Here is a 21,140-nt window from a genome sequence, read left to right on the forward strand (position 1 = left end):
TCTTTGACTTGTCAAAGCAAGCACTATTCAGTAAGATCCGCCGTCTTATTTTCAGGGCGGCCCCTGAGGCTATAGCGAATGAAGACTTTTACTGCAAAACCGGAAACTGTTAAGCGCGACTGGTACGTCGTCGACGCTGCTGGCCAGACCCTGGGTCGTCTGGCCACTGAAATTGCAAGCCGTCTGCGTGGCAAGCACAAGCCGGAATACACTCCGCACGTTGATACCGGCGACTACATCGTCGTGATCAACGCCGAGCAGGTGCGTGTGACCGGTGCCAAGACCACCGACAAAATGTACTACTCGCACTCCGGTTTCCCGGGTGGCATCAAGGAGATCAACTTCGAGAAGCTGATCGCCAAGGCCCCCGAGCGCGTGATCGAGACCGCGGTCAAGGGCATGCTGCCGAAAAACCCGCTGGGTCGCGACATGTACCGCAAGCTGAAGGTGTACAAGGGTGCTGTTCACCCGCACACCGCTCAGCAGCCCCAAGAACTGAAGATTTAACGGAATAGTTCATTATGTCGGCGACTCAAAATTACGGCACTGGCCGTCGCAAGACCGCTACCGCACGCGTCTTCCTGCGTCCGGGTACTGGCAAGATCTCCATCAACAACCGCACCTTGGATACCTTCTTCGGTCGCGAAACCGCTCGCATGGTCGTGCGTCAGCCGCTGGAGCTGACCGAGACCACCGAGAAGTTCGACATCTACGTCACCGTTCTCGGTGGTGGTGTCAGCGGTCAGGCTGGTGCGATCCGTCACGGTATCACCCGCGCTCTGATGGACTACGACGAAGGTCTGCGTCCGGCTCTGCGTAAAGCTGGCTTCGTCACTCGCGATGCTCGTGAAGTTGAACGTAAGAAAGTGGGTCTGCGTAAGGCGCGTAAGCGTCCTCAGTACTCCAAGCGTTAATCGCTGCTGCGTTCAAAAGCGCCCAGTTTCCTTTCGGAACTGGGCGTTTTTTATGGGCGCCTATATGCCCTGCGACAACGTGCCGCATTGGTGAATCCCGCGGCTGGCAAGGCTTCCGGGCAATTTGTATCCGGTAATTACCTTGTCAGAAAAGGGGCTTTTCTTTACCATTCGGCAAATTTTGTGCGGCTAGCTTTTTACCTAGTAGAGGCCTGAACAACAGGCCACAAAGCTGATGGGAGACGACTGAATGAGCAATGACGGCGTGAATGCAGGCCGGCGTCGCTTCCTGGTAGCGGCCACTTCTGTGGTGGGCGCTGCCGGAGCGGTGGGTGCTGCGACTCCGTTTGTGGGGTCATGGTTCCCCAGTGCCAAGGCGAAGGCCGCTGGTGCACCGGTGAAAGTGAATATCAGCAAGGTCGAGGCCGGCCAGCAGATGATTGCTGAATGGCGCGGCCAGCCGGTGTTCATCGTGCGCCGTACCGAGGAGATTCTCGGTAACCTGGCCAAGCTCGAAGGCATCGTTGCCGACCCGGAATCCGCTGCCTCGGTGCAGCCGACCTATGTCGACAAGAAGACCCGTTCGATCAAGCCCGAGTTGCTGGTGCTGGTCGGTCTGTGCACGCACCTGGGCTGCTCGCCGTCCTTCCGTCCGGAAGTCGCGCCGGCCGACCTCGGTGCCGAGTGGGTGGGTGGCTACTTCTGCCCCTGCCACGGTTCCCGCTACGACCTCGCTGGGCGTGTCTACAAGGCCCAGCCTGCACCCTTGAACCTGCCGGTGCCGCCGTATTCGTACGAGTCGGATGATGTGATCGTCATCGGCGTGGACCAGGAGAAGGCATGATGAACAAGTTCATGGCATGGGTCGATGCGCGCTTCCCCGCGACCAAGATGTGGGAAGACCATCTGTCCAAGTATTACGCTCCGAAGAACTTCAACTTCTTCTATTTCTTTGGCTCCCTGGCACTGCTGGTGCTGGTCAACCAGATCGTTACCGGTATCTGGCTGACCATGAGCTTCACCCCGTCCGCCGAGGAAGCCTTCGCTTCCGTCGAATACATCATGCGTGATGTGGAGTTCGGCTGGATCATCCGCTACCTGCACTCCACGGGCGCCTCGGCGTTCTTCGTGGTGGTCTACCTGCACATGTTCCGCGGCCTGCTCTACGGCTCTTACCAGAAGCCGCGCGAGCTGGTGTGGATCTTCGGCATGCTGATCTACCTGTGCCTGATGGCAGAAGCCTTCATGGGTTACCTGCTGCCGTGGGGCCAGATGTCCTACTGGGGCGCCCAGGTGATCATCTCGCTGTTCGGTGCCATCCCGGTGATCGGCGATGACCTGACCCAGTGGATCCGCGGTGACTACCTGATTTCCGGCATCACCCTGAACCGTTTCTTCGCCCTGCACGTGATCGCCCTGCCGATCGTCCTGCTCGGCCTGGTCGTGCTGCACATCCTGGCGCTGCACGAAGTCGGTTCGAACAACCCGGACGGAGTCGACATCAAGAAGAAGAAGGACGAGAACGGCATTCCGCTCGACGGCATCGCCTTCCATCCCTACTACACCGTGAAAGACATCGTCGGCGTGGTGGTCTTCCTGTTCGTCTTCTGCGCCATCGTGTTCTTCTTCCCGGAGATGGGTGGTTACTTCCTCGAGAAGCCGAACTTCGAACAGGCCAACCCGTTCAAGACCCCGGCGCACATCGCCCCGGTGTGGTACTTCACGCCGTTCTACGCGATCCTGCGCGCCGTTCCGGACAAGCTGCTCGGCGTTATCGCCATGGGCGCCGCCATCGCCGTGCTGTTCGTCCTGCCGTGGCTGGACCGTAGCCCGGTCAAGTCGATGCGCTACAAGGGCTGGCTGAGCAAGATCTGGCTGCTGGTGTTCTGCGTGTCCTTCGTGATCCTCGGCGTACTCGGCGTGCTGGCCCCGACTCCGGGTCGTACCCTGCTGTCGCAGATCTGCACCGCGCTGTACTTCGCCTACTTCATCCTGATGCCGTTCTACACCCGGATGGAGAAGACTAAACCGGTTCCGGAAAGGGTGACTGGCTGATGAAAAAGCAATTTATCGCACTGATGTTCGCTGTACTGCCGGCCTTTGCTCTGGCTCAGGCGGCACTCGAGTATCCGAATGACCATGTCGATATCGACCTGGCCGACAAGGCTGCCCTGCAGGACGGCGCGCGTACCTTCGCCAACTACTGCATGGGTTGCCACAGTGCCAAGTTCCAGCGCTACGAGCGTGTGGCCAAGGACCTGGGCATCTCGGAAGAGCTGATGATGGACAACCTGGTCTTCACTGGCGCCAAGATCGGCGACCACATGAAGATCGGCATGCAGCCGAACGATGCCAAGGTCTGGTTCGGCGCTGCGCCGCCCGACCTGACCCTGGTCGCTCGCGTGCGTGGCACCGACTGGCTGTACACCTACCTGCGCACCTTCTATGAAGACCCGACTCGTCCTTATGGGGTGAACAACAAGGTCTTCCCGAACGTCGGCATGCCGAACGTGCTGGTCGACCTGCAGGGTCGCCAGGTCATCGGTTGCAAGCAGGTTCAGGTGGTCGAGCACGGCAAGAAGCAGTACGACCCGCTGACCGGTGCGCCGATCACCCACGAAGCCTGTGATCAGCTGACCGTCGTGCCGAACACCGGCAAGCTGACCGAGGCGGAGTTCGACCAGAAGATCCACAATCTGGTGAGCTTCCTGGCCTACTCGGCCAACCCGGTCAAGCTGGAGAGCCAGCGCATCGGTGTCTATGTGCTGCTGTACCTGGCCTTCTTCTTCGTGTTCGCCTACCTGCTCAAGCGCGAATACTGGAAGGACGTGCACTGATCCATCGCGTTACCGCTGTAGACGCACGCGCCCATAATGGGCGCGTGCGTTTTTCTGTTTCTGCAATCTGGTTTTTTAAGGAGGGGCATCATGGCCGCACCGAATAAGTTGGCCTGCTATTCCGACCCCGCCGATCACTACTCCCATCGCGTGCGCCTGGTGCTGGCCGAGAAGGGCGTGAGTGCCGAGATCATCGACGTCGCTCCGGGCCGTTGCCCGCCGCAGCTGGCCGAAGTCAACCCGTACGGCAGCGTGCCGACCCTGGTTGACCGCGACCTGGCCCTGTACGAGTCGACCGTGGTGATGGAGTATCTGGACGAGCGTTACCCCCATCCGCCGCTGTTGCCGGTCTATCCGGTGGCGCGGGCCAACAGCCGCCTGCTGATCCATCGCATCCAGCGCGACTGGTGCAAGCAGGTCGACCTGATCCTCGATTCGCGCAGCAAGGAACCGGCCCGGGTGCAGGCGCGCAAGGAATTGCGCGAGAGCCTGACCGGCGTATCCCCGCTGTTTGCCGATAAGCCGTTTTTTCTCAGTGAAGAACTGAGTCTGGTAGATTGCTGCTTATTGCCGATTCTCTGGCGCTTGCCGTTGCTGGGGATCGAGTTGCCGAAGCCGGCCAAGCCGCTGCTGGACTACATGGAGCGGCAGTTCGCCCGTGAGGCGTTCAAGGCCAGTCTGTCCGATGTCGAACGCGACATGCGCTAACTCAGGAGGTCGTCCGTCATGAATTCCAGTCGTCCCTACCTGGTGCGAGCCCTCTACGAGTGGATCCTCGACAACGATTGCACACCGCATCTGCTGGTCAGTGCGGAGTTTCCAGGGGTGCGCGTGCCGCCGGGCTTCGCCAGCGACGGGCAGATCGTGCTCAACGTGTCGCCCAGTGCCGTGCGCAACCTGCACATGGACAACGAGGCGGTCAGCTTCGAGGGGCGTTTCGGCGGGGTGGCCCATTCGCTGTTCATCCCGGCCGGCGCCATGCTGGCGATCTATGCGCGGGAGAATGGCCAGGGCATGGTCTTCGAGCTAGAACCGCCGGTCGACGAGGATGATGACGAGCAGGGCCCGGATGACGATGGTCCGTCCGGTGGCGAGCCGTCGCGGCCCAGCGGGCGGCCGAGCCTGAAGGTGGTCAAGTAAGTCTTGGCGGGTTACTCGGATAGAAACGACAAGGGCGCCTAGGGCGCCCTTGTCGTTTCTATGCCGGCCTGCGCTTGCGCAGTTCGTGGCGGCGGCTTCGGCCGCGAGCCAGGTGCAGCGGGCTGCCTCAGTTGGTGTACTGGAACAGCTTGACGATCTTCTGCACGCCGGATACGCCGGCGACCACGTTGCCGGCGCTGGCGCCTTCGGCGCGGGTCACCAGGCCCATCAGGTAGACGATGCCGTTCTCGGTGATCACCTTGACCTTGGCGCTGGGTACCGTGCTGTCGGCCAGCATCAGGGTCTTGATCTTCGAGGTCATCAGTGCATCGTTGCTGCGGGCCAGGGCCGATGTCGGCTGCAGCACCTGCAGTTCGTTGTGGATCTTGGTCACGCCCTGGACATTGCGTGCCGCCTGGGCGGCCTTGTCCTTGAGCTCGGCGCGCGGGGTCTGGCCGGCCAGCAGGATCACCCCGTTGTAGCTGGTGACCACCACGTGCGAGGTCGGGCTGGTCAGGTCCGGGTGCGCGCGCGACACGGCCGAGCTGACGTCCGGGCCGAGGAACTGGTCGTCGATCTTGTTGCCGATGCTGCGGTTGCTACAGGCGCCCAGCAGCAGGCTGAGGGCGAGGGTGGCAAGAATCAGCGGATTGCGGGTCATTCTTCACTCCCGAACAGTTGGCGGTCGATCAGGTCGCACAGGCAATGGATAGCCAGCAGGTGCACTTCCTGGATGCGTGCGGTGACCTTGGAAGGCACGCGAATTTCCACGTCTTCCGGCAGCAGCAGCGAGGCCATGCCGCCGCCGTCGCGCCCGGTCAGAGCTACGACAATCATTTCGCGGTCATGTGCGGCCTGGATGGCCTGAATCACGTTGGCCGAGTTGCCGCTGGTGGAAATCGCCAGCAGCACGTCGCCGGGCTGGCCGAGGGCGCGGATCTGCTTGGAGAACACCTCGTTGTAGCTGTAGTCGTTGGCGATCGAGGTGATGGTCGAGCTGTCGGTGGTCAGGGCGATGGCCGGCAGGCTCGGGCGTTCGCGCTCGAAGCGGTTGAGCAGCTCGGAGGAGAAGTGCTGGGCATCGCCGGCGGAACCGCCGTTGCCGCAGCTGAGAATCTTGCCCTCGTTGAGCAGGGCGTTGACCATCACCTGGCTGCCATGCTCGATGAACGGTACCAGCACTTCCATGGCCTGCTGCTTGGTGTCGATGCTGGCCTGGAACATCTGGCGGATTCGGGATTGCATGTCCATCGGATAAGACCTTCGGTGTACGGGCTGGGTCAGCCTCTACGGTGAGGGAGTGCCATAAGGCGTGGCGAATTATAACGACTCGCATCTGGCGTGCTGTCCGGCTTTTTACCCGACTTGCCCGGTGCGGGTCGACTAGAAAGCGTTGATCGGGTCGATTCAGGCCTCAAAAGCGTTCTTTAGCCAGTCCAGTTGCGTGGGGGCGAGGGCGATCACGTCGAAGCGGCAGGGTTGCCTGGCCCAGCGGCTTTCCTGCTGTAGGAAGTGCTGGGCGGCGTGGATCAGGCGTTGCTGCTTGCGCGAGTCGACGCTTTCCAGGGCGCCGCCCCAGGCGGCATGCCGGCGATAGCGGACTTCGACGAATACTACTGTATCGCCGTCGAGCATGACCAGATCGAGCTCGCCGCCGCGGCAGCGCCAGTTCTGCGCCAGCAGGCGCAGGCCGTGGCGCAGCAGGTGGTCGCGCGCCTGGGTTTCGGCGGCGCGACCGCTGTCGCTCGGCTTACTGATTGCCGCTGTCCGACAGGCGCTGGACCTGGCCGTCGTGGAACTCGGCCCAGGGCAGCTGGCGTTCGATGCGCTGGGCGCTGTTCAGGCTGAGGTTGCCGGACAGGCCTTCGACCCGGCTGTCGGGCATGGCCTGCAGCTGGCTCAGGCGCGGCGCCAGGCGGTAGGCGTCGACACCCATGGCGTACAGGCGACCGAGGCTGCCGGCGGCCTGCGGCCATTGACCGTCGACCTGCTGGCGCAGCGGGTCATTGGCATCCAGCAGCCAGGGGGTTTCGCAGAAGCGGATGCCTTCCAGGTCCTGGTACTGGCTCGGATTCTGCCCGCCGGCATACAGGTGTGAGGTGGCGTACACCGGCACGTCGCCGGCGTACTGGAAGGCCAGGGTCGGCTTGATCTGCTGGGCCTGCTGCGGGGTGGCGGCGAGGAAGATGAAGTCGACGTCCTGGCGGCGCGCCGGCACGGCGGCGATGGCGCCGCCGAGGGTGCTCTGCAGGCGCTTGGCGCGCGCTTCGCTTTCGCGCAGCTGGAACAGGTCGGCGATCTGCTGGGCCAGCTGTACCGGCTGGTCGACGTGCTCGGCGGCGATCAGGGTGCCGCCGGCGGCCTGCCAGCTCTGCTGGAAGGCGGCCAGCACGCGGTTGCCCCATTCGCCGCTGGGCACCAGGGCTACCGCGCGGCGCATGCCGTCGGCCCAGGCGCGCCGGGCCACTTCGCGGGCTTCGTCTTCGGCGGCCAGGCCGAACTGGAACAGCTGCGCCGGCGCTTCGCGGCCGGCGTCGCTGTAGTTCAGGGCCAGGGTGGTGATCGGTAGCTGCGGGCGCTCGCTGAGCTGCTTGACCAGCGGCTTCTCCAGCGGGCCGATCACCAGTTGCGCGCCGTCGGCCTGGGCCTGGCGGTAGAAGTCATCCAGCGAGGCGAGGCGCGAGCTGTCGTAGAGCAGCACTTCCGGCGGGTTCTGGCCGGCCTGCTGGGCCTGGTAGTGGGCAGCCATGAAGCCGTCGCGCAAGGCGCGGGCGACCGCGGCCAGCTGGCCCTCCTGGGGCAGCAGCAGGGCGACCTTCTGCAGCGGCTGGCCGGCCAGGCTCTTCAGCTTGTCCAGGGCCTGCGGCAGCTGTTGCGCGGCCGGGTGTTGCGGATGCTGCTGGCGCCAGGCGTCGATGGCGGCCAACTGCTGATCCGGGGTGCCGGCGCTCTTGGTGGCCAGGGCCAGGCTCAGCCAGCCATCCAGGTCGCTATCGCCGGAGGACTGCAGCTGGCTCTGCGGCAGGCTGGCGACCAGGGCCCAGATTGCTTCGTGGTTGCTGGCGGCCGCGCCGCCATCGAGCAGCGGGGCGATGTACACGCGTTCGCGGGCGGCGGCGAGGGGCTGGCCGTCGGCCTCCAGGGCGCGGGCGCGGACCAGCTGAGTGCGCACCTGCTGCTCGACCGGCAGTTCGCCGAGGCGCTGCATGCTCGGGTGGCTGAGGGCCTGGAGGGCGGCCTTGGGCTTGTTGCGGGCCAGGGCCAGTTCGGCGGCGAGGGTGCTGGCGAAGATCTGCTGGGCCGGCTTCAGGCCATCCAGGGCGATCTCGTCGAGGATGCGCGTGGCGCGTCCCAGATCTTGCTGCTGGTAGGCCAGGTCGGCGGCGGACAGGCGCAGCAGGGCGGCCTCTTCCGGCATTTCGCTGGCGGCGGCCTGTTGCAGCAGTTGTTCGATGCTGGCTTGCGGGGTGCGTGGCAGCTCGCCCAGGTTGGACGACGGGGTGCTGGCGCAGGCGGCCAGCAGGCCGGCGAGGCAAAGGGCGGAAAGCGGGCGCAGGCGGGCGATCATCTAAACGTTCCTGGTACTGGATCCAATGAGTGCGCGATTGTACCCAAGCCCCGCAGCCCATGCGATGTCGCTGCAGCGAAACGGGCTACAATGCGCGCTTTCCGTGGTCATCGAGGGTTGCCCGTGAGCGTTTCCGCTGCTTCTGTCACCGCCACCGGCACGCTGTATGTGGTTGCCACGCCGATCGGCAACCTGGATGACATCACTGCCCGCGCCCTGCGCATCCTGCGTGAGGTGGCGCTGATCGCCGCCGAGGACACCCGTCACTCCATCCGTCTGCTGCAGCATTTCGGTATCGCCACGCCACTGGCGGCCTGCCACGAGCACAACGAGCGCGACGAGGGCGGGCGCTTCCTCACCCGCTTGCAGGCGGGCGAGGACGTGGCACTGATTTCCGATGCGGGCACGCCGCTGATTTCCGACCCGGGTTATCACCTGGTGCGCCAGGTGCGGGCGGCCGGGATTCGCGTGGTGCCGGTGCCGGGCGCCTGCGCGCTGATCGCCGCCCTGTCGGCCGCCGGCCTGCCGTCCGATCGTTTCAGCTTCGAGGGTTTCCTGCCGGCCAAGACCGTCGGGCGCCAGGCGCGCCTGCAGCAGGTGGCGGAAGACCCGCGCACGCTGATCTTCTACGAGGCGCCGCACCGCATCCTCGAGTGCCTGGCCGACATGCGCGAGGTGTTCGGCGCCGATCGGCCGGCGGTGCTGGGGCGCGAACTGACCAAGACCTTCGAGACCCTCAAGGGCTTGCCGCTGGGCGAGTTGCACGACTGGGTGGCGGCCGACAGCAACCAGCAGCGCGGCGAGTGCGTGGTGCTGGTGGCCGGCTGGCAGGCGCCGGAAGGCGATGAGGCGATCAGCGGCGAGGCGCTGCGGGTGCTCGACCTGCTGCTCGGCGAGATGCCGCTCAAGCGCGCGGCGGCGCTGGCTGCGGAGATCACCGGGGTGCGCAAGAATCTGCTCTATCAGGCGGCGCTGGAGCGGCAAAAGGACGCTTGAGCTTGTCCTGCGGCGCTCGGCTCGTTACCCTTGGCGGCGGAGAGTCGATCGGACAGTCGCTGCCTTCGCAAGAAGGGGGAGGAAAGTCCGGGCTCCATAGGGCGGAGTGCCAGGTAATGCCTGGGAGGCGTGAGCCTACGGAAAGTGCCACAGAAAATAACCGCCTAAGCGCGCAAGCGCCGGTAAGGGTGAAAAGGTGCGGTAAGAGCGCACCGCACGGCTGGCAACAGTCCGTGGCTAGGTAAACCCCACTCGGAGCAAGACCAAATAGGGTTCCATTGGCGTGGCCCGCGCTGGAACCGGGTAGGTTGCTAAAGGCGTGCAGCGATGTACGTCGTAGAGGAATGACTGTCCTCGACAGAACCCGGCTTACAGATCGACTCTCCACCTTTTCTCTTCTATCCGCTTCACCCCGCATCCCGCATTTGTAATATCGAAAAGATCTTACTCTTAAGAAACTACTTTAAGTTCGAAGTTCAGTGCCATGAACAGGCTGAAATTCGCCTCTGAAAAACCCTCGATTTGCCTCTCCAAACCCCTCGCTTAGTTCGCTAAATCTCCGTCCTGTAAGGATTTTTCCCTGTTTGCGCGCCTTGACGCTGGGTGTGCTGCATTCCTATAGTGTGCCGAAGTGGCACAAAGTGGCACGAAGTGGGTCGTATGGGCACGGAAAGCTAATTACAGTGGGGAAACGCAGCCTTGTTTCGCGGAGCTAACGCCATCAGTCTCGACGCCAAAGGGCGACTCGCGATGCCGAGCCGGTACCGTGACGAGCTCGTTTCGCGTTGTGCCGGCCAGCTCATCGTCACCATCGATGCCGTCGATCCCTGCCTCTGCGTGTATCCGCTGCCCGAGTGGGAGCTGATCGAAGCCAAGCTCCGCGAGTTGCCCTCCCTGCGTGAAGAAACCCGTCGCCTGCAGCGCCTGCTGATCGGCAATGCCGTGGATATCGAGCTGGACGGCAGCGGCCGCTTCCTCGTGCCGCCGCGGCTGCGCGCCCATGCCGGCCTGGACAAGCATGCGATGCTGGTTGGCCAACTGAACAAATTCCAACTGTGGAACGAGGATGCCTGGAACGCACTTGCCGATGCCGACCTGGCTGCCATCAAACAACCCGGTGCTTTGCCGGACGACCTGCGTGATCTGATCCTGTGACCATGACCAATAGCTTTCGCCATATCACCGTGCTGCTCGACGAAGCCGTCGACGGCCTCGCCGTGCGCGCGGATGGCTGCTATCTGGATGGCACCTTCGGGCGGGGGGGGCACAGCCGGCTGATACTCGAAAGGCTCGGGCCAGACGGTCGCCTGTTGGGTTTCGACAAGGACCCACTGGCGATTGCCACGGGAAATGCACTGGCGGCCGAAGACGGCCGCTTCGTCGTTGTGCAGCGCAGCTTTGCCGAGCTGGGCGACGAGGTCGCTCAGCGCGGCCTGGCGGGCCGGGTCGATGGCATCCTGCTCGACCTCGGCGTGTCCTCGCCGCAGCTGGACGATGCCGCGCGCGGCTTCAGCTTCCTCAATGACGGCCCGCTGGACATGCGCATGAACCCGGATGCCGGGGTCAGCGCCGCCGAGTTCATCGCCAGCGCCAGCGCCGAGGAGATCGCCCGGGTCTTCAAGGAATACGGCGAAGAGCGTTTCGCCAAGCGCATGGCGCGTGCCGTGGTCGAGCGCCGCGCGCTCAAGCTGTTCGAACGTACCGCCGACCTGGCCGCCGTGCTCACCGAGGCCAATCCTGCCTGGGAAAAGGGCAAGAACCCGGCGACCCGCGCCTTCCAGGGCCTGCGCATCTACATCAACAACGAGCTGGGCGATCTCGAGCAGGGCCTCGATGCCGCCCTGGAAAGCCTGGCCGTCGGTGGGCGCCTGGTGGTGATCAGCTTCCACTCGCTGGAAGACCGCATCGTCAAGCAGTTCATGCGCCGTCACGCCAAGGGCGAGGCGGACAACCTGCCGCGCGACCTGCCGATCATCCCCAAGGCCTTCGAGCCGCGTCTCAAGCTGCTGGGCAAGCCGCAGTTCGCCTCCGAGGCCGAACTCAAGGCCAACCCGCGCTCGCGCAGCGCCGTCATGCGTGTGGCGGAGAAGCTGCGATGAGCCGCCTGTTCGCCAAGCCGTTGCCGCCCGGCAGCCTGCTGCTGTTGCTGCTGTTCATCGGCGTGCTGCTGTCGGCCCTGGCCGTGTCCTACAGCGCGCACTGGAACCGCCAGCTGCTCAATGCCCTGTACGCCGAACTCAGCGTGCGCGACAAGGCGCAAGCCGAGTGGGGCCGGCTGATCCTCGAACAGAGCACCTGGACCGCCCACAACCGCATCGAAACGCTGGCCAGCGAGCAGCTGCACATGCGTATCCCGGAAGCGGCCGAAGTGCAGATGGTGGCGCCATGATGGGTCTCGAAGGCGCCCTCTATCCCTGGCGTTTCCGCCTGGTGCTGGCCCTGCTGGCACTGATGGTGGGCGCCATCGCCTGGCGCATCATCGACCTGCACGTGATCGACCACGATTTCCTCCAGGCCCATGGCGATGCGCGCAGCGTGCGGCACATCCCGATCCCGGCGCACCGCGGCCTGATCACCGACCGCAATGGCGAGCCGCTGGCCGTCAGTACGCCGGTGATCACCCTGTGGGCCAATGGCAAGGAGCTGGTCAAGGCGCAGAACCGCTGGGTCGACCTGGCTGCCGCCTTGGGCCAGGAGCCGCAAGCCTTCGCCAAGCGCCTGCAGCAGGCCAGCGAGCGCGAGTTCATGTACCTGGTGCGTGGCCTGACCCCGGAACAGGGGCAGGCCATCCTCGACCTGAAAGTGCCGGGCGTATACAGCATCGAAGAGTTCCGCCGTTTCTACCCGGCCGGCGAAGTGGCCGCCCATGTGATCGGCTTCACCGACGTCGATGACCGTGGCCGCGAAGGCATGGAATTGGCCTTCGACGAGTGGCTGGCCGGTGTGCCGGGCAAGCGTCAGGTGCTCAAGGATCGCCGCGGCCGCCTGATCAAGGATGTCCAGGTCACCCAGAACGCCAAGGCCGGCAAGACCCTGGCGCTGTCCATCGACCTGCGCCTGCAGTACCTGGCCCACCGCGAGCTGCGCAATGCCCTGGTGGAGAACGGCGCCAAGGCCGGCAGCCTGGTGATCATGGACGTGAAGACCGGCGAAGTGCTGGCCATGGCCAACCAGCCCACCTACAACCCGAACAACCGGCGCAACCTGCAACCGGCAGCCATGCGTAACCGCGCCATGATCGACGTATTCGAGCCGGGCTCCACGGTCAAGCCGTTGTCGATGAGCGCGGCCCTGCAGAGCGGGCGCTGGAAGCCGGAAGACATCGTCGAAGTCTGGCCCGGCTCCCTGCAGATCGGCCGTTACACCATCAAGGACGTGTCCAAGACCCAGGGCCGCGAACTCGACCTGACCGGCATCCTGATCAACTCCAGTAACGTCGGCATGAGCAAGGTCGCCTTCGATATCGGCGGCGAGTCCATCTACAACATGATGCAGCAGCTGGGCCTGGGCCAGGATACCGGCCTGGGCTTCCCCGGCGAGCGCGTCGGCAACCTGCCCAACCACCGCAAGTGGCCGAAGGCGGAAACCGCCACCCTGTCCTATGGCTACGGCCTGGCGGTCACCGCCGTGCAGCTGGTGCATGCCTATGCCGTGCTGGCCAACGACGGGCGCAGCGTGCCGCTGACCATGACCCGCGCCGATCGCGTGCCCGAGGGCGTGCAGGTGATGTCGGAAGACGTGGCCAAGACCATGCAGGGCATGCTGCAGCAGGTGATCGAGGCGCCGCGCGGGGTGTTCCGCGCCCAGGTGCCGGGCTACCACGTGTCCGGCAAGAGCGGCACGGCGCGCAAGGCCAGTGTCAGCACCAAGGGCTACACGGCCAATGCCTACCGCTCGATGTTTGCCGGCTTCGCGCCGAGCAGCGACCCGCGCATCGCCATGGTCGTGGTCATCGACGAGCCGAGCAAGGCCGGCTACTTCGGTGGCCTGGTCTCGGCGCCGGTGTTCAGCAAGGTCATGGGCGGCACGCTGCGCCTGATGAACATCACCCCGGATAACCTGCCGCCGCCGGTCGCGCCAACTCCCGTTGCGCCGCAAACCGCCGCGACGGCCAGTAACCATGGAGGGCGGATCTGATGCCCATGCCACTCAACCAGCTGCTGCCCCAGGCCCAGTCGGCCACCTTGATCCGCGAACTGACCCTGGACAGCCGCAAGGTGCGTCCGGGCGATCTGTTCCTCGCCGTGCCCGGCACCGCCCAGGATGGCCGCCTGCATATCGCCGATGCCGTGGCCCGCGGTGCCGCCGCCGTGGCCTATGAAAGCGAAGGTGCGCCGGCGATGACGGCCAGTAGCGCCGAGCTGGTGCCGATCAAGGGCCTGCTCGGCCAGCTGTCGGCCATCGCCGGGCGCTTCTATGGCGAGCCGAGCCGCGCCCTGCGCCTGGTCGGCGTCACCGGCACCAACGGCAAGACCAGCGTCAGCCAGCTGCTGGCCCAGGCCCTGGACCTGCTCGGCGAGCGCTGCGGCATAGTCGGCACCCTCGGCACCGGCTTCTACGAAGCCCTGGAAAGCGGTCGCCACACCACCCCGGACCCGGTGGCGGTGCAGGCCATCCTCGCCGACCTCAAGCAGGCCGGTGCCCGCGCCCTGGCCATGGAAGTCTCCTCCCACGGCCTGGAACAGGGCCGCGTGGCGGCGCTGGACTTCGACGTGGCGGTGTTCACCAACCTGTCGCGCGATCACCTCGACTATCACGGCTCGATGGAGGCCTACGGCGCGGCCAAGGCCCGGCTGTTCGCCTGGCCGGACCTGCGTTGCCGGGTGATCAACCTGGACGACGCCTTCGGTCGCCAGCTGGCCGCCGCGCTGCATGAATCGCGCCTGATCGGCTACAGCCTGGACGACAGCAGCGCCTACCTCTACTGCCGCGAAGCCAGCTTCGACGACCACGGCGTGCGTGCTCGTCTGGTCACCCCGCAAGGCGAGGGCAACCTGCGCAGCCCGCTGCTGGGGCGCTTCAACCTGAGCAACCTGCTGGCCGTGGTCGGCGCGCTGCTCGGCCTGAACTACCCGCTGGACGAAATCCTGCGCCTGCTGCCGCAGCTGCAAGGCCCGGTCGGGCGCATGCAGCGCTTCGGCGGCGGCCGGCTGCCGCTGGTGGTGGTGGACTACGCGCACACCCCGGATGCCCTGGAAAAGGTGCTGGAGGCCCTGCGCCCGCACGTGACCGGCCGCCTGCTGTGCCTGTTCGGCTGCGGCGGCGACCGCGACAGCGGCAAGCGCCCGCTGATGGCCGCGGTGGCCGAGCGCCTGGCCGACGCCGTGCTGGTCACCGACGACAACCCGCGCACGGAAGACCCGGCGCAGATCATCAAGGACATCCGCGCCGGTTTCGCCCAGCCCGAGCGGGTCGAGTTCGTCCACGGCCGTGGCCAGGCCATCGCCCGGCTGATCGCCGCCGCACAGGCCGGCGACGTGGTGGTGCTGGCCGGCAAGGGCCACGAGGACTACCAGGAGATCAACGGCGTGCGCCAGCCGTTCTCCGACCTGGACGAGACCGCCAAGGCCCTGCAGGCCTGGGAGGCTGCCCATGCTTAAGCCGCTGCTGCTCAGTGAAGTGGCGCCAGCCCTGCACGCTCGTCTGCACGGTGCGGACGTGGCCTTCTGCGCGGTATCTACCGACAGCCGCAAGATCGAGGCCGGCCAGCTGTTCGTCGCCCTGAGCGGGCCGAACTTCGATGGCCACGATTACCTGGCCGAGGTGGCAGGCAAGGGCGCCGTGGCCGCGCTGGTCGAGCGCGAAGTGGCGGGCGTCGCTCTGCCGCAGCTGATCGTCAGCGACAGCCGGGTCGGCCTGGGTCGCCTCGGCGCCCTGAATCGCCAGGCCTACAGCGGTTCGCTGGCCGCCGTGACCGGCTCCAGCGGCAAGACCACGGTCAAGGAAATGCTTGCCAGCATCCTGCGTGCCGGCCTGCACGGCCCGGTGCTGGCCACCCGCGGCAACCTGAATAACGACCTCGGCGCGCCGTTGACCCTGCTGGAACTGGCGCCCGAGCATGTCGGCGCGGTGATCGAGCTGGGCGCCAACCACGTCGGCGAGATCGGCTACACCGTCAGCCTGACCCGGCCGCAGGTGGCGATCATCACCAACGCCGGCATCGCCCATGTCGGCGAGTTCGGCGGTCCGGACAAGATCGTCGAGGCCAAGGGCGAGATTATCGAAGGCCTGGCCGCCGATGGCGTGGCCGTGCTCAATCTCGACGACAAGGCCTTCGCCACCTGGCAGGCGCGCGCGCGTGGCCGGCGCGTGCTGAGTTTCGCCCTGCGCGACAGCCGCGCCGATTTCCATGCCGCCGAGCTGGCCCGCGACGCCCGTGGCTGCCTGGCCTTCACCCTGCACAGTCCGGCCGGCCAGGCGCGCATCCAGCTCAACCTGCTGGGCGAGCACAATGTGGCCAACGCCCTGGCCGCCGCCGCTGCCGCGCATGCCCTGGGTGTGCCGCTGGTCGGGATCCAGGCCGGGTTGGAAAGCCTGCAACCGGTCAAAGGCCGCGCCGTTGCTCAGTTGGCGACGAACGGTGCGCGGGTGATCGACGACACCTACAACGCCAACCCGATTTCGATGTGCGCCGCCGTTGATATACTCGCCGCCTTCTCCGGTCGCACCGTTCTGGTGCTGGGGGATATGGGCGAGTTGGGCGAGTGGGCCGAGCAAGGCCATCGCGATGTCGGCGCCTATGCCGCCGGCAAGGTCAGCGCGCTGTATGCCGTGGGCCCGCTGATGGCCCATGCCGTCAAGGCATTCGGTACGGAAGGACAGCACTTCGCCGATCAAGCCAGCCTGATCGCGGCACTTGGCCGCGAGTCGGGCGACACCACCATTCTAATTAAAGGTTCGCGCAGCGCGGCGATGGAAAAAGTCGTCGCGGCTCTCTGTGCATCGGGGGAGGCTCACTAAATGCTGCTGCTGCTGGCGGAGTACCTGCAACAGTTCTACACCGGTTTCGGTGTGTTCCAGTACCTGACCCTGCGCGGGATCCTCGGGGTGCTGACCGCCCTGGCCCTGTCGCTGTGGCTCGGTCCGTGGATGATCCGCACCCTGCAGATCCGCCAGATCGGCCAGGCGGTGCGCAACGACGGCCCGCAGTCGCACCTGTCGAAGAAGGGCACGCCGACCATGGGTGGCGCGCTGATCCTTTCCGCCATCGCCGTCAGCACCCTGCTGTGGGCCGACCTGACCAACCGCTACGTGTGGACCGTGCTGGCCGTGACCCTGGCGTTCGGCGCCATCGGCTGGGTCGACGACTACCGCAAGGTGATCGAGAAGAACTCGCGCGGCCTGCCGAGCCGCTGGAAGTACTTCTGGCAGTCGGTGTTCGGCCTGGCTGCCGCCGTCTTCCTTTATATGACCGCGCAGAGCCCGGTGGAAACCACCCTGATCGTACCGATGCTCAAGGATGTGGCCCTGCCGCTGGGTGTCGGCTTCGTGGTGCTGACCTACTTCGTCATCGTCGGCACCAGCAACGCGGTCAACCTGACCGACGGCCTCGACGGCCTGGCCATCCTGCCGACCGTGCTGGTGGCCGGTGCGCTGGCGATCTTCTGCTACCTGTCGGGCAACATCAAATTCGCCGACTACCTGCTGATCCCCTACGTGCCGGGCGCCGGCGAGCTGATCGTGTTCTGCGCCGCGCTGGTCGGCGCCGGCCTCGGCTTCCTCTGGTTCAACACCTACCCGGCCCAGGTCTTTATGGGCGACGTGGGAGCTCTCGCGCTGGGCGCCGCGCTGGGCACCATCGCCGTGATCGTCCGCCAGGAAATCGTGCTGTTCATCATGGGCGGCGTGTTCGTTATGGAAACCTTGTCGGTGATCATCCAGGTCGCCAGCTTCAAGCTGACCGGCAAGCGCGTGTTCCGCATGGCGCCGATCCACCACCACTTCGAACTCAAAGGCTGGCCCGAACCACGGGTGATCGTGCGCTTCTGGATCATCACCGTAATTCTCGTCCTGGTTGGCCTTGCCACCCTGAAACTGAGGTAATAGACAGTGTCGCTGATCGCTTCCGACCAGTTCCGCATCGTTGTCGGCCTCGGCAAGAGCGGCATGTCCCTGGTGCGCTTCCTCGCGCAGCAGGGCGTGCGCTTCGCCGTGGCCGATACCCGCGCGAACCCGCCGGAACTGGCGACCCTGCAGCGCGACTACCCGCAGGTGGAAGTGCGCTGCGGCGAGCTGGACGTGGATTTCCTCTGCCGCGCCTCGGAGCTGTACGTCAGCCCGGGCCTGGCCATCGCCACCCCGGCGCTGCAGGCCGCGGCCGCGCGCGGGGTCAAGCTGTCCGGCGACATCGAACTGTTTGCCCGCCATGCCAAGGCGCCGATCATCGCCATCACCGGCTCCAACGCCAAGAGCACCGTCACCACCCTGGTCGGCGAGATGGCGGCGGCGGCCGGCAAGCGGGTCGCGGTTGGCGGCAACCTCGGCACCCCGGCGCTGGACCTGCTCAATGACGAGGTCGAGCTGTACGTGCTGGAACTGTCCAGCTTCCAGCTGGAGACCACCGACCAGCTGAATGCTGAAGTGGCCACCTGCCTGAACGTCAGCGAAGACCACATGGATCGCTACGCCGGCATGCCGCAGTACCACCTGGCCAAGCACCGCATCTTCCGCGGCGCCAAGCAGGTGGTGGTCAATCGCGACGACGCCCTGTCGCGGCCGCTGATCGCCGATCAGGTGCCGTGCTGGGAGTTCGGCCTGGGCAAGCCCGACTTCAAGCGCTTCGGCCTGATCGAGGAGGGCGGCGAGAAGCACCTGGCCTTCCAGTTCGACAGCCTGCTGCCGACCTCCGTCCTGAAGATCCGTGGCGCCCACAACCAGTCCAACGCCCTGGCGGCCCTGGCCCTCGGCCATGCCGCCGGCCTGCCGATGGCGCCGATGCTGGCGACCCTGCAGAGCTTCGCCGGCCTGGCCCACCGCTGCCAGTGGGTGCGCGAGCTGCGCGGGGTGAGCTACTACGACGACTCCAAGGCCACCAACGTCGGCGCCGCCCTGGCTGCCATCGAAGGCCTGGGCGCGGATATCGCCGGCAAGCTGGTGCTGATCGCCGGTGGCGACGGCAAGGGCGCCGACTTCTCCGCACTGCAGGCGCCGGTGGCCAGGTTCTGCCGCGCCGTGGTGCTGCTCGGCCGCGATGCCGAACTGCTGGCCGCAGCCCTGGGCGATGCCGCGCCGCTGGTTCGCGTGGCGACCCTCGACGAGGCCGTGCAGCGTGCTGCTTCCCTGGCCGAGACCGGCGATGCCGTGCTGCTGTCGCCGGCCTGCGCCAGCCTGGACATGTTCAAGAACTTCGAAGAGCGCGGGCGCCTGTTCGCCCAGGCCGCGGAGGGCTTGCAATGAAGCTGGAGCACCTGCTCGCCGCCCCGTCGCCGCTGCGCAGCCAGCGCGGCATCGACCTCGACTTCCCGCTGCTGGCCGGCTGCCTGGCCCTGCTCGGCCTGGGCCTGGTGATGATCACCTCGGCCTCCTCGGAAGTGGCCGCGGCGCTGTCCGGCAACCCGCTGTACCACATGGTCCGCCACCTGATTTACCTGGCCATCGGCCTGGGCGCCGGGTTCATGACCCTGCTGATCCCGATGGCCCTGTGGCAGCGTTTCAGCGGCACCCTGCTGCTGATCGCCTTCGTCCTGCTGATTCTGGTGCTGTTGCCGGGCATCGGTCGCGAGGTCAACGGCGCCAAGCGCTGGATCGGCTTCGGCCTGTTCAACCTGCAGCCGTCCGAGCTGGCCAAGCTGTTCACCGTGATGTTCATCGCCGCCTACCTGGTGCGCCGTCAGGAGGAAGTGCGCAAGCACCTGATGGGGTTCATCAAGCCGATGTTCATCCTCGGCCCGATCGCCGTGCTGCTGCTGGCCGAGCCGGACTTCGGCGCCACCGTGGTGCTGGTCGGCGCCTGCATCGCCATGCTGTTCCTCGGCGGCATCAACCTGCTGCGCTTCATCCCCCTGGCCAGCGGCGTGCTGGCCCTGGGCGTGGTGGTGATGACCAGCCAGAGCTACCGCCTGGCGCGCCTGACCAACTTCGTCGATCCCTGGGCCGACCAGTACGGTGCCGGCTACCAGCTGAGCCAGGCGCTGATCGCTTTCGGCCGCGGCGAGTGGCTGGGCGTCGGCCTGGGCAACAGCATCCAGAAGCAGTTCTACCTGCCGGAAGCGCACACCGACTTCGTCTTCGCCGTGCTGGCCGAGGAACTGGGCATGGTCGGCGCGCTGCTGACCGTGGCGCTGTTCGTCTTCGTCAGCGTGCGCGCCCTGTACATCGGCCTGTGGGCGGAAAAGGCCAAGCAGTTCTTCTCCGCCTATGTGGCCTACGGCCTGGCGTTCCTGTGGATCGGCCAGGTGCTGATCAATATTGGCGTGAACGTCGGCCTGCTGCCGACCAAGGGCCTGACCCTGCCGTTCCTCAGCTACGGCGGCAGCTCCCTGGTGATCTGCTGCGTCAGCCTGGCGCTGCTGCTGCGCATCGAGTGGGAGCGGCGCACCCAGATCCAGCTGGGCAGCGCGGAGGTGGAATTCAGCGAGGCGGATTTCTTCGAGCCCGAGGAGGTCGGTCATGCGCGGTAATGTCCTGATCATGGCCGGCGGTACCGGCGGCCATGTGTTCCCGGCCCTGGCCTGCGCCCGCGAGTTCCAGGCGCGCGGCTACAGCGTGCACTGGCTGGGCACCCCGCGCGGCATCGAGAACGAACTGGTGCCGGCCGCCGGCCTGCCGCTGCACCTGATCCAGGTCAGCGGTCTGCGCGGCAAGAGCAAGCTGGCCCTGCTCAAGGCGCCGTTCCAGCTGCTGCGGGCCCTGTGGCAGGCGCGGCGGATCATGCGCGAGCTGCAGCCGGTCTGCGTGCTGGGCATGGGCGGCTATGTCACCGGCCCCGGCGGCCTGGCGGCCAGGCTCAATGGCGCGCCGCTGATCATCCAGGAACAGAACGCCGTGGCCGGCACCGCCAACCGCAGCCTGGTGCCGTTCGCCAGCCGCGTCTGCGAAGGCTTCCCGGATACCTTCGCAGGCAGCGCCAAGCGCCGCACCACCGGCAACCCGGTGCGCGAGGAGCTGTTCCTGGAAACCCCGCGCGACTCGCTGCGTAAACGCAAGCCGCGCCTGCTGGTGCTGGGCGGCAGCCTGGGCGCCGAGCCGCTGAACAAACTGCTGCCGGCCGCGCTGGCCAAGCTGCCGGCCGAGCTGCGCCCGCAGGTGTTCCACCAGGCGGGCAAGCAACATGCCGAGATCACCGCGGAGCGTTATCGCGAAGTTGCGGTCGAAGCCGAGGTCGCGCCGTTCATCAAGGACATGGCCCATGCCTATGCCTGGGCCGACCTGGTGATCTGCCGCGCCGGCGCGCTGACCGTCAGCGAGCTGGCCGCCGCCGGGCTGCCGTCGTTCCTGGTGCCGCTGCCGCACGCGATCGACGACCACCAGACGCGCAATGCCGAATACCTGGCGAAGGAGGGCGCGGCCTTCCTGCTCCCGCAACATGCGACTGACGCGGACAAACTGGCCGCGCAGCTGACCGAGGTTCTGATGCACCCCGAAAAACTCAAGGACATGGGCCGCATTGCGCGCCGCCTGGCCAAGCCCGATGCCACCCGCACGGTGGTGGAAACCTGCCTGGAGGTGGCCCGTGGCTAAATCCCC

Annotated in this window: 22 protein-coding genes and 1 other RNA gene; 19 read left to right on the forward strand and 4 right to left on the reverse strand. The window is 65.9% G+C overall.

Annotated elements, in window-relative coordinates; all coding sequences use genetic code 11:
• Positions 1-78 precede the first annotated feature (78 nt).
• The 7 genes from rplM (at position 79) to F3I16_RS10805 (ending at position 4,891) form a co-directional block, all read left to right on the forward strand.
• Positions 79-507, forward strand: a complete 429-nt coding sequence (gene rplM, locus F3I16_RS10775) for a 50S ribosomal protein L13 (RefSeq protein ID WP_016490991.1) — start codon at positions 79-81, stop codon at positions 505-507.
• Between the two features lie 14 nt (positions 508-521).
• A complete protein-coding gene (gene rpsI / locus F3I16_RS10780; protein WP_160488757.1) occupies positions 522-914 on the forward strand; it encodes a 30S ribosomal protein S9 in 393 nt (130 codons plus the stop codon).
• A 250-nt stretch (positions 915-1,164) separates the two neighbouring features.
• Complete coding sequence (gene petA, locus F3I16_RS10785; RefSeq protein WP_160493642.1) at positions 1,165-1,758, forward strand: ubiquinol-cytochrome c reductase iron-sulfur subunit; 594 nt, start codon at positions 1,165-1,167, stop codon at positions 1,756-1,758.
• Complete coding sequence (locus tag F3I16_RS10790) at positions 1,758-2,969, forward strand: cytochrome bc complex cytochrome b subunit (RefSeq protein ID WP_160083456.1); 1,212 nt, start codon at positions 1,758-1,760, stop codon at positions 2,967-2,969. Before petA ends, F3I16_RS10790 begins: the two co-directional genes overlap by 1 nt.
• The gene (locus F3I16_RS10795; RefSeq protein ID WP_160493643.1) at positions 2,969-3,751 is read left to right on the forward strand and encodes a cytochrome c1; all 783 of its coding nucleotides are present in this window, start codon (positions 2,969-2,971) and stop codon (positions 3,749-3,751) included. Before F3I16_RS10790 ends, F3I16_RS10795 begins: the two co-directional genes overlap by 1 nt.
• A gap of 90 nt (positions 3,752-3,841) precedes the next feature.
• Entirely contained in the window at positions 3,842-4,459 is a 618-nt protein-coding gene (locus F3I16_RS10800) for a glutathione S-transferase N-terminal domain-containing protein (RefSeq protein ID WP_160082409.1), read from the forward strand.
• Positions 4,460-4,477: 18 nt separating this feature from the next.
• Positions 4,478-4,891, forward strand: coding sequence for a ClpXP protease specificity-enhancing factor (locus F3I16_RS10805; protein WP_160082407.1), 414 nt, complete (start codon positions 4,478-4,480; stop codon positions 4,889-4,891).
• Between the two features lie 127 nt (positions 4,892-5,018).
• On the opposite strand, the gene F3I16_RS10810 is transcribed toward F3I16_RS10805, so the two are convergent.
• The 4 genes from F3I16_RS10810 to F3I16_RS10825 form a co-directional block, all read right to left on the reverse strand.
• Entirely contained in the window at positions 5,019-5,552 is a 534-nt protein-coding gene (locus F3I16_RS10810; RefSeq protein ID WP_160082405.1) for a BON domain-containing protein, read from the reverse strand.
• Positions 5,549-6,142 (reverse strand): phosphoheptose isomerase, encoded by a 594-nt coding sequence (locus tag F3I16_RS10815; protein WP_160493644.1) that lies wholly within the window; start codon positions 6,140-6,142, stop codon positions 5,549-5,551. The genes F3I16_RS10810 and F3I16_RS10815 overlap by 4 nt, the downstream gene beginning before the upstream one ends.
• 156 nt (positions 6,143-6,298) lie before the next feature.
• Entirely contained in the window at positions 6,299-6,649 is a 351-nt protein-coding gene (locus tag F3I16_RS10820) for a YraN family protein (protein ID WP_160493727.1), read from the reverse strand.
• Entirely contained in the window at positions 6,642-8,459 is a 1,818-nt protein-coding gene (locus tag F3I16_RS10825; protein ID WP_160493645.1) for a penicillin-binding protein activator, read from the reverse strand. Before F3I16_RS10825 ends, F3I16_RS10820 begins: the two co-directional genes overlap by 8 nt.
• Before the next feature lie 90 nt (positions 8,460-8,549).
• On the opposite strand from F3I16_RS10825, the gene rsmI reads away from it, so the two are divergent.
• From rsmI to murG, 12 genes are all read left to right on the forward strand, one after another.
• Positions 8,550-9,455, forward strand: a complete 906-nt coding sequence (rsmI, locus tag F3I16_RS10830; protein ID WP_160493646.1) for a 16S rRNA (cytidine(1402)-2'-O)-methyltransferase — start codon at positions 8,550-8,552, stop codon at positions 9,453-9,455.
• 40 nt (positions 9,456-9,495) lie between these two features.
• Positions 9,496-9,843: RNase P RNA component class A (gene rnpB, locus F3I16_RS10835), an RNA gene on the forward strand.
• Positions 9,844-10,154: 311 nt separating this feature from the next.
• Complete coding sequence (gene mraZ, locus F3I16_RS10840; RefSeq protein WP_160488751.1) at positions 10,155-10,610, forward strand: division/cell wall cluster transcriptional repressor MraZ; 456 nt, start codon at positions 10,155-10,157, stop codon at positions 10,608-10,610.
• A gap of 2 nt (positions 10,611-10,612) precedes the next feature.
• Positions 10,613-11,554, forward strand: a complete 942-nt coding sequence (gene rsmH / locus F3I16_RS10845) for a 16S rRNA (cytosine(1402)-N(4))-methyltransferase RsmH (protein ID WP_160493647.1) — start codon at positions 10,613-10,615, stop codon at positions 11,552-11,554.
• Entirely contained in the window at positions 11,551-11,844 is a 294-nt protein-coding gene (ftsL, locus tag F3I16_RS10850; protein WP_160488749.1) for a cell division protein FtsL, read from the forward strand. Before rsmH ends, ftsL begins: the two co-directional genes overlap by 4 nt.
• A complete protein-coding gene (locus F3I16_RS10855; RefSeq protein WP_372239615.1) occupies positions 11,841-13,592 on the forward strand; it encodes a peptidoglycan D,D-transpeptidase FtsI family protein in 1,752 nt (583 codons plus the stop codon). Before ftsL ends, F3I16_RS10855 begins: the two co-directional genes overlap by 4 nt.
• On the forward strand, positions 13,592-15,055 hold the full coding sequence (locus F3I16_RS10860) for a UDP-N-acetylmuramoyl-L-alanyl-D-glutamate--2,6-diaminopimelate ligase (protein ID WP_160493648.1): 1,464 nt from the start codon (positions 13,592-13,594) through the stop codon (positions 15,053-15,055). The genes F3I16_RS10855 and F3I16_RS10860 overlap by 1 nt, the downstream gene beginning before the upstream one ends.
• Positions 15,048-16,415 carry a UDP-N-acetylmuramoyl-tripeptide--D-alanyl-D-alanine ligase gene (murF, locus tag F3I16_RS10865; protein ID WP_160493649.1) on the forward strand — a complete coding sequence of 456 codons (1,368 nt, stop codon included), beginning with the start codon at positions 15,048-15,050 and terminating at the stop codon, positions 16,413-16,415. The genes F3I16_RS10860 and murF overlap by 8 nt, the downstream gene beginning before the upstream one ends.
• On the forward strand, positions 16,416-17,498 hold the full coding sequence (gene mraY, locus F3I16_RS10870) for a phospho-N-acetylmuramoyl-pentapeptide-transferase (protein WP_160493650.1): 1,083 nt from the start codon (positions 16,416-16,418) through the stop codon (positions 17,496-17,498). It abuts the gene before it with no gap.
• Positions 17,499-17,504: 6 nt separating this feature from the next.
• On the forward strand, positions 17,505-18,851 hold the full coding sequence (gene murD / locus F3I16_RS10875) for a UDP-N-acetylmuramoyl-L-alanine--D-glutamate ligase (protein ID WP_160493651.1): 1,347 nt from the start codon (positions 17,505-17,507) through the stop codon (positions 18,849-18,851).
• On the forward strand, positions 18,848-20,074 hold the full coding sequence (gene ftsW / locus F3I16_RS10880) for a putative lipid II flippase FtsW (RefSeq protein WP_160493652.1): 1,227 nt from the start codon (positions 18,848-18,850) through the stop codon (positions 20,072-20,074). Before murD ends, ftsW begins: the two co-directional genes overlap by 4 nt.
• Positions 20,064-21,134 (forward strand): undecaprenyldiphospho-muramoylpentapeptide beta-N-acetylglucosaminyltransferase, encoded by a 1,071-nt coding sequence (gene murG, locus F3I16_RS10885; protein ID WP_160493653.1) that lies wholly within the window; start codon positions 20,064-20,066, stop codon positions 21,132-21,134. Before ftsW ends, murG begins: the two co-directional genes overlap by 11 nt.
• Positions 21,135-21,140: the final 6 nt, after the last annotated feature.

Origin of the sequence: Pseudomonas sp. L-22-4S-12, assembly GCF_009799935.1 — a bacterium.
Taxonomy (GTDB): domain Bacteria; phylum Pseudomonadota; class Gammaproteobacteria; order Pseudomonadales; family Pseudomonadaceae; genus Aquipseudomonas.

Bases quoted from the DNA above. Each gene is read 5' to 3' on its own strand.
- rplM (WP_016490991.1), top strand. From the start codon at position 79: ATGAAGACTTTTACTGCAAAACCGGAAACTGTTAAGCGCGACTGGTAC.
- rpsI (WP_160488757.1), top strand. From the start codon at position 522: ATGTCGGCGACTCAAAATTACGGCACTGGCCGTCGCAAGACCGCTACC.
- petA (WP_160493642.1), top strand. From the start codon at position 1,165: ATGAGCAATGACGGCGTGAATGCAGGCCGGCGTCGCTTCCTGGTAGCG.
- F3I16_RS10790 (WP_160083456.1), top strand. From the start codon at position 1,758: ATGAACAAGTTCATGGCATGGGTCGATGCGCGCTTCCCCGCGACCAAG.
- F3I16_RS10795 (WP_160493643.1), top strand. From the start codon at position 2,969: ATGAAAAAGCAATTTATCGCACTGATGTTCGCTGTACTGCCGGCCTTT.
- F3I16_RS10800 (WP_160082409.1), top strand. From the start codon at position 3,842: ATGGCCGCACCGAATAAGTTGGCCTGCTATTCCGACCCCGCCGATCAC.
- F3I16_RS10805 (WP_160082407.1), top strand. From the start codon at position 4,478: ATGAATTCCAGTCGTCCCTACCTGGTGCGAGCCCTCTACGAGTGGATC.
- F3I16_RS10810 (WP_160082405.1), bottom strand. From the start codon at position 5,552: ATGACCCGCAATCCGCTGATTCTTGCCACCCTCGCCCTCAGCCTGCTG.
- F3I16_RS10815 (WP_160493644.1), bottom strand. From the start codon at position 6,142: ATGGACATGCAATCCCGAATCCGCCAGATGTTCCAGGCCAGCATCGAC.
- F3I16_RS10825 (WP_160493645.1), bottom strand. From the start codon at position 8,459: ATGATCGCCCGCCTGCGCCCGCTTTCCGCCCTTTGCCTCGCCGGCCTG.
- rsmI (WP_160493646.1), top strand. From the start codon at position 8,550: ATGCGCGCTTTCCGTGGTCATCGAGGGTTGCCCGTGAGCGTTTCCGCT.
- rsmH (WP_160493647.1), top strand. From the start codon at position 10,613: ATGACCAATAGCTTTCGCCATATCACCGTGCTGCTCGACGAAGCCGTC.
- ftsL (WP_160488749.1), top strand. From the start codon at position 11,551: ATGAGCCGCCTGTTCGCCAAGCCGTTGCCGCCCGGCAGCCTGCTGCTG.
- F3I16_RS10855 (WP_372239615.1), top strand. From the start codon at position 11,841: ATGATGGGTCTCGAAGGCGCCCTCTATCCCTGGCGTTTCCGCCTGGTG.
- F3I16_RS10860 (WP_160493648.1), top strand. From the start codon at position 13,592: ATGCCCATGCCACTCAACCAGCTGCTGCCCCAGGCCCAGTCGGCCACC.
- murF (WP_160493649.1), top strand. From the start codon at position 15,048: ATGCTTAAGCCGCTGCTGCTCAGTGAAGTGGCGCCAGCCCTGCACGCT.
- mraY (WP_160493650.1), top strand. From the start codon at position 16,416: ATGCTGCTGCTGCTGGCGGAGTACCTGCAACAGTTCTACACCGGTTTC.
- ftsW (WP_160493652.1), top strand. From the start codon at position 18,848: ATGAAGCTGGAGCACCTGCTCGCCGCCCCGTCGCCGCTGCGCAGCCAG.
- murG (WP_160493653.1), top strand. From the start codon at position 20,064: ATGCGCGGTAATGTCCTGATCATGGCCGGCGGTACCGGCGGCCATGTG.